Origin of the sequence: Stenotrophomonas sp. CASM101 (assembly GCF_049384845.1) — a bacterium.
In the GTDB taxonomy this organism is placed as follows: domain Bacteria; phylum Pseudomonadota; class Gammaproteobacteria; order Xanthomonadales; family Xanthomonadaceae; genus Stenotrophomonas; species Stenotrophomonas hibiscicola.
In genome coordinates, this window is the sequence record NZ_JBMRFR010000008.1 from 151,361 (window position 1) to 164,674 (window position 13,314).

Consider the following 13,314-nt stretch of genomic DNA (forward strand, 5'->3'; position numbering starts at 1 on the left):
TTTACCGGTCCGGCCCCGCCCATGTGCTCCCTCGGACTTGATGAGACGACCCCATGTCTTCCTTGGCTCATCCCAAGCGTTCGCCCCTGCGCTTGAACCGTTTTGTCTTCCTCAGCTCCTCGGTGTCGATCGGCATCCTCGGGCTGCTCACTGTTCTCTATCCCGAAGGCAGCGAGCACTGGCTGCAATGGGCGCAGGCCGAGGTGTCGGCCGCGTTCGGCTGGTGGTACATGCTGCTGATCGTGCTGTGCCTGGGCTTCGTGCTGTGGCTGGCGTTCTCGCCGTATGGCCGCATCCGCCTGGGCCACAACGAGGAATCACCGGCCTTCGGCTACGTGGCCTGGGTCTCGATGCTGTTCTCGGCCGGCATCGGCATCGCGCTGCTGTACTACGGCGCCTACGAGCCGCTGGACCACTTCCTCAACCTGCCCGGGCAGCCCGGCGGCACCGTGGCCGCCGGCCGCGAGGCGATGGTGCTGACCTTCCTGCACTGGGGCCTGCACGGCTGGGCGCTGTATGCGCTGGTCGGCGTGGCACTGGGCTACTTCGCCTACCGCCGCGACCTGCCGCTGGCGCTGCGCTCGGCGTTGTACCCGGTCTTCGGTGAGCGCATCCACGGCCGCATCGGCGACATGGTCGATGGCTTCGGCATCCTGGCCACGCTGATCTCGATGGTCACCAACCTCGGCATCGGCGCGCTGGTGGTACAGTCCGGCCTGGTCTACCTGTTCCACATCCCGGATACGCCGCAGGTGCTGGTGGCGATCGTGCTGGTGATGATGGTGGTGGCCACCATCGGCGTAGTTGCAGGTGTGGAAAAGGGCATTGCCTGGCTCTCCAACCTCAACGTGCGCCTGCTGTGCGGCCTGCTGCTGTTCGTGCTGGTCACCGGCCCGACCCTGCACCTGTTCGACGGCCTGATCCAGAACACCGGCGATTACCTTGGCGCGTTCGTGCGCAAGAGCTTCGACATGTACCTCAACGATCCCAAGGGCCGTGAGTGGATGGGCTCGTGGACGCTGTTCTACTGGGCCTGGTGGATTGCCTGGGCGCCGTTCGTCGGTCTTTTCGTGGCGCGCATCTCGCGTGGACGCACCATCCGTGAAGTTGTCATGGGCGTGCTTCTCATCCCGCTCGGTTTCACCCTGGCGTGGCTGTCGATCTTCGGCAACACCGCCATCGACCTGGTCCTCAACCATGGCCAGGCGATCCTGGGTGACGTGGCCCAGCACGATGCGGCGATGACGCTGTTCAAGCTGCTGGAATACCTGCCCGGGGCGCCGTACGTGGCCGGTGCTGCGGTGGTGATTGGTTTCGTGCTGTTCCTGACGCCGGTCGATTCGGGCACGCTGATGATCGCCAACCTGTGCACCCGTCGTGTTGACGATGGCGTGGAAGATGGGCATGACGCGCCGATCTGGCTGCGCGTGTTCTGGGCCGTCGGTATCACCGTGGCCAGCGTCGGGCTGCTGCTGGCCGGCAATTTCAGCGCAATGCAGACGGCGGTGGTGCTGTGCGGCCTGCCGTTCTCGTTCACCCTGGCGTTCTACATGTGGGGCCTGCTGAAGGCGCTGCGCACCGACCCGGACGCACCGCGCCGCTGAGTGCTTATGTAGAGCCGAGCCCATGCTCGGCTGCTGTCGGCGCAGAAGCAGCCGAGCGCAGGCTCGGCTCTACAGGGGGTGCATCGCAAACGGAAAGGGCCGGATCCCTGCGGATCCGGCCCTTTTCCGTTACTTGCTGGCCAGCTGGCGCAGCACGTACTGCAGCAGGCCACCGTGACGGAAGTACTCGACTTCCTTCGGGGTCAGCAGCATCACCGACACCTCGAAGGTCTTCTTCGTGCCATCGGCCTTGGTCGCGGTGACCGTGGCGCGCTTGCTGGCACCGTCCTGCAGGCCGGTGATGTCGATCACTTCCGAGCCGTCCAGGCCCAGGCTCTGCGCATTCTCGCCGTTGCGGAACTGCAGCGGCAGCACGCCCATGCCGACCAGGTTGGAACGGTGGATGCGCTCGAAGCTCTCGGCGATGACCGCCTTCACTCCCAACAGCAGGGTGCCCTTGGCCGCCCAGTCGCGCGACGAGCCGGTGCCGTATTCCTTGCCGGCCAGCACCACCAGCGGCACCTTTTCAGCCTTGTACTTCATGGCCGCATCGTAGATTGCCAGCTTCTCCGGCTGACCGCCGCCGGCCGGGTAGTACAGGGTGTTGCCGCCTTCCTCGCCACCGAACATCAGGTTCTTGATGCGGATGTTGGCGAAGGTGCCGCGGACCATCACGTCATCGTTGCCGCGGCGGCTGCCGTAACTGTTGAAGTCGGCCGGCTGCACGCCGCGCTCCTGCAGGAAGCGGCCTGCCGGCGAGTCCTTCTTGATGTTGCCGGCCGGGGAGATGTGGTCGGTGGTGATCGAATCGCCGAACAGGCCCATCACGCGTGCACCATGCACGTCGTCGATGCTGCCGGTCTGCATGGTCATGCCATCGAAGTACGGCGGGTTCTTGATGTAGGTGGAGGCATCGCTCCACTCGTACAGGTTGCCGTCTGGCGAGGCGATGGTGTTCCAGCGGGTGTCACCCTTGAACACGTCGGCGTAGTTCTGCTTGAACATCTCCGGGCCGATGGTCGCGGCGATGACATCGCCGATTTCCTTGTTGCTCGGCCAGATGTCGCGCAGGAACACCGGCTGGCCATCGCTGCCGGTACCGAGCGGCTGGGTGGTCAGGTCGATGTCGGTGGTGCCGGCGATGGCGTAGGCCACCACCAGCGGCGGACTGGCCAGGTAGTTCATCTTCACTTCGGGGTGCACGCGGCCCTCGAAGTTGCGGTTGCCGGACAGCACCGAGGTGACCACAAGATCGCCGGCGGCGATGCCGGCGCTGACTTCGGTCGGCAGCGGGCCGGAGTTGCCGATGCAGGTGGTGCAGCCGTAGCCGACCACGTAGAAGCCGATCTTCTCCAGCTCCTTCAGCACGCCGGCCTTTTCCAGGTAGTCGGTGACCACGCGCGAGCCCGGCCCGAGCGAGGTCTTCACCCACGGCTGGCGGTTCAGGCCCTTGGCGGCCGCATTGCGGGCCAGCAGGCCGGCACCGATCATCACCGCCGGGTTGGAGGTGTTGGTGCAGGAGGTGATGGCGGCGATGACCACCGCGCCATCTTTCAGCCGCACTTTGCTGCCTTCGATCTCGATGTCGGCGAAGCCCTTGGCCAGCTGCTCGTTGCCGACCGCGGCGCCACCGCCTTCGTTGACGAAGGTGGCAACGTCCTCGCTGCGCTTGTCACGGTTGGCAGTCAGGCCGACCAGCGCTTCGCGGTAGTTCTTCTGCACGTCTTCGAGCAGGACGCGGTCCTGAGGACGCTTCGGGCCGGCCAGCGACGGCTTCACCGTGCCCATGTCCAGTTCCAGCGTGGTGCTGTACTGGGCATGCGGGCTGCCTGGTTCGTGCCACAGTCCTTGCGCTTTGGCATAGGCCTCGACAAGGTTGATCTGCTCTTCGCTTCGGCCGGACAGGCGCAGGTAGTTCAGCGATTCGGCGTCGATCGGGAAGATGCCGCAGGTGGCGCCGTATTCCGGGGCCATGTTGCCGATGGTGGCGCGGTCGGCCAGCGGCAGGTGCTGCAGGCCATCACCGTAGAACTCGACGAACTTGCCGACCACGCCCAGCTTGCGCAGCATCTGGGTAACGGTCAGCACCAGGTCGGTGGCGGTGGCGCCCTCGGGCAGCTTGCCGGTCAGCCTGAAGCCGACCACCTGCGGGATCAGCATCGACGACGGCTGGCCGAGCATGGCCGCCTCCGCTTCGATGCCGCCCACGCCCCAGCCCAGCACGCCGATGCCGTTGATCATGGTGGTGTGGCTGTCGGTACCGAACACGGTATCCGGGTAGGCCACGGCCTTGCCATCCTTCTCCGCGGTCATCACCACGCGGGCGAGGTTTTCCAGGTTCACCTGGTGGACGATGCCGGTGTTGGGCGGCACCACCTTGAAGTTGTCGAAGGCCTTCTGGCCCCAGCGCAGGAAGCCGTAGCGTTCCTGGTTGCGCTGGAACTCGATCTTGCCGTTGAGGTCCAGCGCGTCGGGCTTGCCGAACACATCTACCTGCACCGAGTGGTCGATGACCAGTTCGGAGGGAATCTGCGGATTGATCTGCTCCGGCTTGCCGCCGAGCTTGACGACGGCGTCGCGCATCGCGGCCAGGTCGACCACGCAGGGCACGCCGGTGAAGTCCTGCAGGACCACGCGCGCCGGCATGAAGGCGATTTCGGTGTCCGGTTCGGCCGCCGGATTCCAGCGGGCCACGGCTTCGATGTGGTCCTTGCCGACGGTGATGCCGCCATCCTCGTGCCGGAGCAGGTTCTCCAGCAGGATCTTCATCGAGTAGGGCAGGTGGGAGATATCGAAGCGCTGGCCCAGCGTGGGCAGGCTGAAGTAGTCGTACGTCTTGCCGCCGACGTTCAGCTGGCTGCGGGTGGAGAACGAATCGCTCATGCGGGGTAACTCCTTCTTGCGGATGGCTTGCAGTGGCCCGCGCATGGCGGGCCTGCTTGCGGTCGCCGCGGGCCTGACGGCCCCGGTCATCCCAGTATGAACCCCGGACTGAATGGGTTCATCCGGGCCGGGCCCCGACCTGCGGCATCGGTTCCAGACTACAGGGGGAGGTGTATGGCGTATGTCACGTTTGTGGCCGATCCTTTGCGAGGCAAGGGCTGGCGGGGCGCCGGTCCTGTTCAGGGTGGAAGTATGCCCGGGGAAGTATGTATAATTTGTGCATACTCTGGAGGGCCTACCGATGGAAGCCACTGTTGCAGAACGCGGACAGATCACCCTGCCCAAGGCGGTGCGTGATGCCCTCGGCCTGACCAAGGGCACGCTGCTGAAGGTCGAGCTGGACGGCAGCCGCATCATCCTGCGCAAGAGTGTTGACGATGCCATTTCACGGGCGCGCGGCAAGTTCGCGCTGGACGGCTTCGAATCCTCCGACGCAGCGGTACGCGCGGTGCGTGACGAGGAATAAGCCGTGATGATCGCCGTCGATTCACCGGTGCTGGTCGAGCTGCTCAGCAATGGTCCGCAGGCCGATGCCGTGGAGGCCATCCTCCGGCAGAGCCTGGTGGGTGGCCGCGTGGTGGTCTGCGGCGCGACCCTGGCCGAAGTCTGCGCATCGCTGCGCGGCGGTGCCGAGGTGCTCGAAGCGCTGGAAGAAATGGGCGTGCACTTCAACCCGATGGAAGCCAAGTCGGCGCTGCGCGCCGGCGAGATGCACCGCCGTCATCGCCAGCGTGGCGGCAGCCGCCGCAGCCTGGACGAATTCATGGTCGGCGCCCACGCACTGCTGCAGTGTGACGGCCTGATCACCTGGAACGACACGTTTTACCGCGACTACTTCAAGGGCCTGAAGCTGATCGTGCCGCACGCCTGAGCCCACTTTGTTATTTCAACCTACGCATTACCCGGGAGTTGTCATGTTGGAAGCCTACCGCCACCACGTCGCCGAGCGCGCTGCGCTTGGCATCCCGCCGCTGCCGCTGAGCGCGCAGCAGACGGCCGATGTCATCGAACTGCTGAAGAACCCGCCGCAGGGCGAGGCCGAGTTCCTGCTCGACCTGCTGACCCATCGCGTGCCGGCCGGTGTCGATGACGCAGCCAAGGTCAAGGCGTCGTACCTGGCGGCGATCGCCTTGGGCAGCGAGCAGAACCCGCTGATCAGCCGTGAGCGCGCCACCGAACTGCTGGGCACCATGCTCGGCGGCTACAACGTTGCGCCGCTGATCCAGCTGCTGGACGACGCCAGCGTTGGCGCCATCGCTGCCAATGGCCTGAAGAACACCCTGCTGGTGTTTGATGCGTTCCATGACGTGCAGGAGAAGGCGAAGGCCGGCAACGCCAACGCCCAGGCCGTGCTGCAGAGCTGGGCCGAGGCCGAGTGGTTCACCAGCAAGCCGGAAGTGCCGCAGAGCCTGACCATCACTGTGTTCAAGGTGCCGGGCGAGACCAACACCGACGACCTGTCGCCGGCACCTGACGCGACCACCCGCCCGGACATTCCGATGCACGCGCTGGCGATGCTGAAGAACAAGCGCGACGACGCGCCGTTCACCCCGGAAGAAGACGGCAAGCGCGGCCCGATCCAGCAGATCCTGTCGCTGAAGGACAAGGGCCACCTGGTGGCCTACGTCGGCGACGTGGTCGGCACCGGCTCCTCGCGCAAGTCGGCCACCAACAGCGTGCTGTGGTGGACCGGCGATGACATTCCGTACATCCCGAACAAGCGTGCCGGTGGCGTGTGCCTGGGCGGCAAGATCGCCCCGATCTTCTACAACACGATGGAAGATGCCGGTGCGCTGCCGATCGAGCTGGACGTGTCGAAGATGGAGCACGGCGACGTCATCGAGCTGCGCCCGTACGAAGGCAAGGCGCTGAAGAACGGAGAGGTGATCGCCGAATTCCAGGTCAAGTCCGACGTGCTGTTCGACGAAGTGCGTGCCGGTGGCCGCATCCCGCTGATCATCGGCCGTGGCCTGACCGGCAAGGCGCGCGAAGCGCTGGGCCTGGCCCCGACCGACCTGTTCCGCCTGCCGGTGCAGCCGGCCGATACCGGCAAGGGCTTCTCGCTGGCGCAGAAGATGGTCGGCCGCGCCTGTGGCCTGCCGGAAGGCCAGGGCATGCGCCCGGGCACGTACTGCGAACCGAAGATGACCTCGGTCGGCTCGCAGGACACCACCGGCCCGATGACCCGTGACGAGCTGAAGGACCTGGCCTGCCTGGGCTTCTCGGCCGACCTGGTGATGCAGTCGTTCTGCCACACCGCCGCCTACCCGAAGCCGGTGGACGTGAAGACCCACCACACCCTGCCGGAGTTCATCTCCACCCGTGGCGGCGTCTCGCTGCGCCCGGGCGACGGCGTGATCCACAGCTGGCTCAACCGCATGCTGCTGCCGGACACCGTCGGTACCGGTGGTGACTCGCACACCCGTTTCCCGGTGGGCATTTCGTTCCCGGCCGGTTCGGGCCTGGTCGCCTTCGCCGCCGCCACCGGCGTGATGCCGCTGGACATGCCGGAGTCGGTGCTGGTGCGCTTCAAGGGCAAGATGCAGCCGGGCGTGACCCTGCGTGACCTGGTCAACGCGATCCCGCTGTACGCGATCAAGTCGGGCCTGCTGACCGTGGCCAAGGCCGGCAAGAAGAACATCTTCTCCGGCCGCATCCTGGAAATCGAAGGCCTGCCGGAGCTGAAGGTCGAACAGGCGTTCGAACTGTCCGACGCCTCGGCCGAGCGTTCGGCGGCCGGTTGCTCGGTGCGCCTGAACAAGGAACCGATCATCGAGTACCTGACCAGCAACATCACCCTGCTGAAGTGGATGATTGCCGAGGGTTACCAGGATCCGCGCTCGCTGCAGCGCCGCATCGAGAAGATGGAAGCGTGGCTGGCCAACCCGCAGCTGCTGGAGCCGGATGCCGACGCCGAGTACGCCGCCGTCATCGAGATCGACCTGGCCGACATCCACGAGCCGATCGTGGCCTGCCCGAACGACCCGGACGACGTGAAGACCCTGTCCGAGGTGGCCGGTGCCAAGATCGACGAAGTGTTCATCGGTTCGTGCATGACCAACATCGGTCACTTCCGCGCCGCTGCGAAGCTGCTGGAAGGCAAGCGTGACCTGCCGACCCGCCTGTGGGTGGCCCCGCCGACCAAGATGGATGCCTCGGAGCTGACCAAGGAAGGCGTGTACGGCACCTTCGGCGCTACCGGCGCACGCATGGAAATGCCGGGCTGCTCGCTGTGCATGGGCAACCAGGCGCAGATCCGCGAAGGCTCCACCGCGATGTCGACCTCGACCCGCAACTTCCCGAACCGCCTGGGCCGCAACACCAACGTGTACCTGGGTTCGGCGGAACTGGCGGCGATCTGCTCGCGCCTGGGCCGCATCCCGACCAAGGAGGAGTACATGGCGGACATCGGCGTGATCAACGCCAATGGCGCGGAGATCTACCGCTACATGAACTTCGACCAGATCGAGGAATACCAGGACGTGGCCAAGACGGTCGCTGCCTGACGCGGTAACTGAAAACCCCCGGCTTGCGCCGGGGGTTTTTTGTGAGCGGACAACGCATGGGGGTGGCGGCTGCTGGCCGGCACCCCGATGAAACGAAGAACCCCCGGTGAAAGCCGGGGGTTCTTTCGTTGCCTGATGGCCTGTAGCGCCGTCCATGCTTGGCAGCTGTTCGCGCGATGCGCGATGAGTCGAGCGCGGCTCGACTCTACAAAGGCATCCACGCATGGCGTGGATCTACTGACCGCGGAGTCCTTGAGCCGCGGCGCGCTATCAGCCGCGAGCGAGCGCCAGCAGCCGCTCGGCAATCCGTTCCAGTGGAACCTGTTCCTCAGCGGCGCCGAGTTTGAACGCTGCACCGGGCATGCCCCAGACCACGCTGGTGGCCTCGTCCTGCACCAGTGTCGGCGCGCCGGCCTGGCGCATTTCCAGCAGGCCGCGTGCGCCGTCGTCACCCATGCCGGTGAGGATGGCCCCGATGGCATTGCCACCCGCGCTCTGCGCGACCGAGCGGAACAGCACGTCCACCGCCGGCTTGTGCCGGTTCACCGCCGGGCCATCGTCGATGCGGCAGCGCCAGCGTGCACCGTCGCGGATGATGCGCAGGTGCTTGCCGCCGGGTGGCAGGTAGGCATGGCCGGGCAGCACCGCTTCGCCGTCGCTGGCCTCGCGCACGGCCATGGCCGAGTGGCGGTCCAGGCGTTCGGCGAAGGCACTGCTGAAGCTGGCCGGCAGGTGCTGGGTCATCACCACGGCTGGGCCATCGGCGGGCATGCCTTCCAAAACCACGCGCAGGGCTTCGGTGCCACCGGCCGACGAGCCGATCGCGATCAGGCGGTCGGTGGTGCGGAACTGCGGCGAGGCAGCACGCGTTGCCGGCGCTGCGTCCAGCGTGAGCTTCGGGGCGGCCGCGCGCACCAGCGGTCGCACCCGCGAGCGCGCCGCCATCTTCACCTTGGCGATGATTTCGTCGGCGTAGCCCTGCAGGCCGCGTGCGACGTCCAGCTTGGGCTTGGAGACGAAGTCCACCGCGCCCAGTGCCAGCGCCTGCAGCGTGGTGTCGGCGCCGCGTTCGGTCAGCGAAGAAATCATCACCACCGGCAGCGGGTGCAGCCGCATCAGGTTTTCCAGGAACGCCAGGCCGTCCATGCGCGGCATTTCCACGTCAAGCGTGATCACGTCCGGGGCCAGGCGCTTGATCTTCTCACGCGCCAGCAGCGGATCTGCGGCGGTGCCGACCACGTCGATGGCCGGGTCGCTGGACAGGATTTCCGTGAGCATCTGCCGCACGACGGCAGAGTCGTCGACGATCAGGACCCGGCAGGGGGCGTTGCCGGTCAGGGTCATTCGAACAACTCCACGCCGCCGGTGACCGGGGCCTTGGACAGACGTGCACGCACGGCCGATTCGGTGGCAGCCACTTCGGCTTCGTGGGCATGCGGCAGGCGCTGCACCACCACGCGGCCGGTATCGGCGAAGAACCAGATCTTGCGCGGATGGATGCCGCACAGGTCCTCGGCGATGATCGGGATATGCTCGGCCTGCAGGTACTGGCGCACGAACTCGGCGTTACGGGTACCGACCGGATTGCTGGTGAATCCCTTGAGCACGTTGGCGCCGCCGAACACCTTGGCCTCGATGCGCTTGCGGTGGGCGCCGCGCTTGAGCATGTCGTTGATCAGCAGTTCCATCGCGTAGCTGCCGTAACGCGCGGGCGCGCCGTCGCCGGCATTGCCCTCGGGGAGCAGGAAATGGTTCATGCCACCGATCTTCAGTACCGGGTCCCGCAGGCAGGCCGCCACGCAGGAACCCAGCGTGGTGGTCAGCGCGGTGGTGTCGTCCACCACCAGGTACTGGGTCGGCAGCAGCTTGGCGGCAATGGTCTGGAAGCGCGCATCCTGGTAGCGCATCACATCGTCGGTACGCAGCGAGGCGTTCATGCACCGGCCTTTGCCGCGCGGCGGTACAGGGTGCGGCCACAGGGCTGAATCAGGTCGGCGGCGTGCAGGTAGTTCTCCGAGTGTCCGGTGTAAAGCAGGCCGTCATCGGCCAGGTGCTGTACCAGCCGGCCGAGAATCGCGCGCTGGGTTGGCTTGTCGAAGTAGATCATCACGTTGCGGCAGAACAACGCATCGAACGGGCCGCCGACGTCGTAGCGCGGGGCAAGCAGGTTCAGTGGGCGGAACTCGATCAGCTCGCGCAGTGCCGGCAGCACGCGGCACTGGCCCTCGTTGGGGCCGCTGCCGCGCTGGAAGTAGCGCCGGCGCAGGTCCGGGTCGAGGTTGGTCACACGGTCGATGTTGTAGACACCTCGGCCGGCGGTGGCCAGCACCTGGGTGTCGACGTCGGTGGCGATGATGCGCACCGGCGGCTTCAGCGTACCGAAGGCCTCACAGGCGGTAATCGCCATTGAATAGGGTTCTTCGCCGGTGGACGCTGCGCACGACCACAACAGCAGCGGCGTGCGGCTGGAGCGCTGCTGCAGCTCCTCGCGCAGCTTGTCGAAGTGATGCGGTTCGCGGAAGAACGAGGTCAGGTTGGTGGTCAGGGCGTTGGTGAACGCCTGCCACTCGTCACCGTCTTCCTGTTCCAGATGGTCCAGGTACTGCTGGAAGCTGCGCATGCCCAGCGTGCGCAGGCGGCGCGACAGGCGGCCATAGACCATGTCGCGCTTTGCCGGCGCAAGCGCAATGCCCACGCGCTGGTAGATCAGGTCGCAGACGCGGCGGAAATCACGGTCGGCGAACTCGAATTCGCGTGGGCCGGTAACGATGGGAGTAGGACTTTGCACGGGGGACGTGTCCATCGGCGGGGGCGGCGGCCGAAGCCGCTGCGGGTGGGTCTCAGAATTCCTGCCAGTCGCTGTCGCTGGCGGCGAAGGTGCGGGCGTTGCTGCTGCGACGTACCGGCGCGGGCGTTCCGGTCGGCTGCGGACGTGCCACGGTGGTGATGCACGCCGATTCCACGCGTTCGGCGACAGCCTTCACTGCGGCGGAGACCTGGTTGTCGAGGCGGAAGATCGCCACGGCATCGGCCAGCTGCGCGGCCTGGTCTTCCATCGCACGCGCGGCGGCGGTGGCTTCCTCCACCAGCGCAGCGTTCTGCTGAGTGGTTTCGTCCATCTGCACCACGGTCTGGTTGACCTGCTCGATGCCGGCGCTCTGCTCCTGCGAAGCGGCAGAGATCTCGGCCATGATGTCGGTCACGCGCTGCACCGAGGCGACGATCTCGCCCATCGTGCTGCCGGCCTGGTGCACCAGGCTGGAGCCTTCGGTGACCTTGCCGACCGAATCGTCGATCAGGCCCTTGATCTCCTTGGCCGCAGCGGCCGAACGCTGGGCGAGGGTACGCACTTCGCTGGCGACCACTGCGAAGCCGCGACCCTGTTCACCGGCACGCGCGGCTTCCACGGCAGCGTTCAGCGCCAGGATGTTGGTCTGGAACGCGATGCCGTCGATCACCGAGATGATCTCGGCGATCTTTTTCGACGAGGCCTCGATGGCGGACATGGTACTGACCACCTGGCCGACCACGCTGCCGCCCTGGGAGGCAACAGACTGCGCGCCGATGGCGAGCTGGTTGGCCTGGCGGGCGTGTTCGGCATTCTGGCGCACGGTGGAGGTCAGTTCCTCCATCGAGGCTGCGGTTTCTTCCAGGTTGGCGGCCTGCTGCTCGGTGCGGCGTGACAGATCACTGTTGCCGGAGGCGATCTCGCCGGCGGCGAGCGTGATGCTCGAAGCACTGGCCTGGATCTGGCCGACGATCTGGGTCAGCTGTGCGACTGTGGTGTTGGCATCGTCGCGCATCCGTGCGAACACGCCCTGGTAGTCGCCGTGCATGCGCGCGGTCAGGTCACCTTCGGCGATGGCCGACAGCAGCTGCGAGAGCTTGCCGAGGTTGTCATCGCTGACCGCCATCATCGCGTTGAGGTTTTCCAGCATGAGGCGGAAATCGTGATCGAAGCGCTGCGCGTCGCCACGGCGGCTGAAGTCGCCCGCGGCGGCGGCACTGGCCAGCTGCTTGATCTCGGCATTGATGCGGCCGAGGTTGGCCTTGACCGTGTCGACGGTGGTGGTCATTGCGGCCTTCTCGCCTGGGTAGCGCGCGATGTCGCGGCTGAGGTCGCCGACCGCGTACTGCTGCACCACATCCAGCACATCGTGCAGGGTCTGCACGTGGCTGCCGACCAGGGCGTTGGTCTCCTGCACCATCAGCCCATACTCACCGGGGAACGCACTGGCGTCGATGCGGTAGCTCAGTTCGCCGCCATCGTGGCGGCGGGCCATTTCGCGCTGGCCGTTGATTACTGCGTGCAGCTGCTGCTGCATGCCGGACATCGCCTCCAGCAGGCGGCCGGGCTCGTCGTGCGGCTGTGGGCCGATATGGCTGTCCAGCTTGCCGTTGGCGATGCCTTCGGCGACGGCGGTAGCCTGCTTCAGCGGGCGCGCGATACGGTTGCCGATGACCCAGCTCAGGGCCAGCACGATCAGCACCAGTACACCACCGGAGATCGCCATGATGGCGGTGAACACCAGCGCCTGCCGCTGCACGTCGTCCATGTAGACGCCGCTGCTGACCACCCAGTTCCACGGCGCGAACAGGCCGGCGTAGGCGACCTTCTCGACCTCGCCCTTGCTGCCCGGCTTGGCCCATCGATAGTTGACGAAGCCACCGCCGGCCTTGGCCGCTTCGACCTGGTCGTAATAGATGCGCACGCCGTCGTCGGTGCGGAAGTCCTTCATGTCCTTGCCGACCAGGTCCTTGCGGAACGGGTGCATCAGCAGGCGGTAGCCGGTGTCGTAGATGTTGAAGTAGTACGTATCGTTCTCGGCGCGCATCACTTCCAGGGCCTGCAACGCGGCGCTCTTCGCGGCGTCCTCGCTGAGTTCGCCGGTGCCGGCCAGACGGTGGTAGTGCTGAAGGATGCCGTAGCTGAGTTCGACCTGGGTCTTCAGCGCGGTCTTGCGGGTCTCGGTGAGGTCCAGGTACTGCATGCGGGCGGCGATCACCGAGAGCGCGATCACGCCGAGCGCGATGAGCAGCGTCAGCAGGTTGAGCTTGCGCCGGACGGAGAGATTGCTGAAGTAGTGTTGCCAGCGATGCAGGAGATTCATCGAGCAGGACCAGGTCGAAACGGGCGGGCGGCGGCGGTGGCTTCCTCCACCAGAGCAGCATTCTGCTGCGTGGTCTCGTCCATCTGCACTACGGTCTGGTTGACCTGCTCGATGCCGGCGCTCTGTTCCTGCGAGGCGGCGGAGATCTCG

The 13,314-nt window shown here is 66.1% G+C and carries 9 protein-coding genes; 4 read left to right on the plus strand and 5 right to left on the minus strand.

The genetic code is table 11. The features are described 5' to 3' along the window. Positions 1-53 precede the first annotated feature (53 nt). Positions 54-1,604 (plus strand): BCCT family transporter, encoded by a 1,551-nt coding sequence (locus VG543_RS13390; protein WP_423178526.1) that lies wholly within the window; start codon positions 54-56, stop codon positions 1,602-1,604. 129 nt (positions 1,605-1,733) lie between these two features. On the opposite strand, the gene acnA is transcribed toward VG543_RS13390, so the two are convergent. Further along, positions 1,734-4,487, minus strand: a complete 2,754-nt coding sequence (gene acnA, locus VG543_RS13395; protein ID WP_423178527.1) for an aconitate hydratase AcnA — start codon at positions 4,485-4,487, stop codon at positions 1,734-1,736. 301 nt (positions 4,488-4,788) lie between these two features. Here acnA and VG543_RS13400 point away from each other — a divergent pair, with 301 nt between their 5' ends. From VG543_RS13400 to acnB, 3 genes are read left to right on the plus strand one after another with little or no spacing between them, the layout of a single operon-like run. After that, a complete protein-coding gene (locus VG543_RS13400) occupies positions 4,789-5,013 on the plus strand; it encodes an AbrB/MazE/SpoVT family DNA-binding domain-containing protein (protein ID WP_005409505.1) in 225 nt (74 codons plus the stop codon). Between the two features lie 6 nt (positions 5,014-5,019). Continuing rightward, positions 5,020-5,418, plus strand: coding sequence for a type II toxin-antitoxin system VapC family toxin (locus VG543_RS13405; RefSeq protein ID WP_005416402.1), 399 nt, complete (start codon positions 5,020-5,022; stop codon positions 5,416-5,418). Between the two features lie 43 nt (positions 5,419-5,461). After that, positions 5,462-8,053 (plus strand): bifunctional aconitate hydratase 2/2-methylisocitrate dehydratase, encoded by a 2,592-nt coding sequence (acnB, locus tag VG543_RS13410; protein ID WP_423178528.1) that lies wholly within the window; start codon positions 5,462-5,464, stop codon positions 8,051-8,053. 270 nt (positions 8,054-8,323) lie between these two features. Here acnB and VG543_RS13415 read toward each other — a convergent pair whose 3' ends face one another. The 4 genes from VG543_RS13415 to VG543_RS13430 are packed head-to-tail and all read right to left on the minus strand — an operon-like array spanning position 8,324 to position 13,164. Continuing rightward, positions 8,324-9,397: a protein-glutamate methylesterase/protein-glutamine glutaminase gene (locus VG543_RS13415; protein ID WP_155029482.1), complete on the minus strand. Its 1,074-nt coding sequence runs from the start codon at positions 9,395-9,397 to the stop codon at positions 8,324-8,326. Further along, on the minus strand, positions 9,394-9,990 hold the full coding sequence (gene cheD, locus VG543_RS13420) for a chemoreceptor glutamine deamidase CheD (RefSeq protein WP_014037083.1): 597 nt from the start codon (positions 9,988-9,990) through the stop codon (positions 9,394-9,396). The genes VG543_RS13415 and cheD overlap by 4 nt, the downstream gene beginning before the upstream one ends. Continuing rightward, on the minus strand, positions 9,987-10,856 hold the full coding sequence (locus tag VG543_RS13425; RefSeq protein ID WP_049435029.1) for a CheR family methyltransferase: 870 nt from the start codon (positions 10,854-10,856) through the stop codon (positions 9,987-9,989). Before VG543_RS13425 ends, cheD begins: the two co-directional genes overlap by 4 nt. A gap of 37 nt (positions 10,857-10,893) precedes the next feature. Beyond that, a complete protein-coding gene (locus VG543_RS13430) occupies positions 10,894-13,164 on the minus strand; it encodes a methyl-accepting chemotaxis protein (protein ID WP_111104189.1) in 2,271 nt (756 codons plus the stop codon). Between the last annotated feature and the right edge of the window lie 150 nt (positions 13,165-13,314).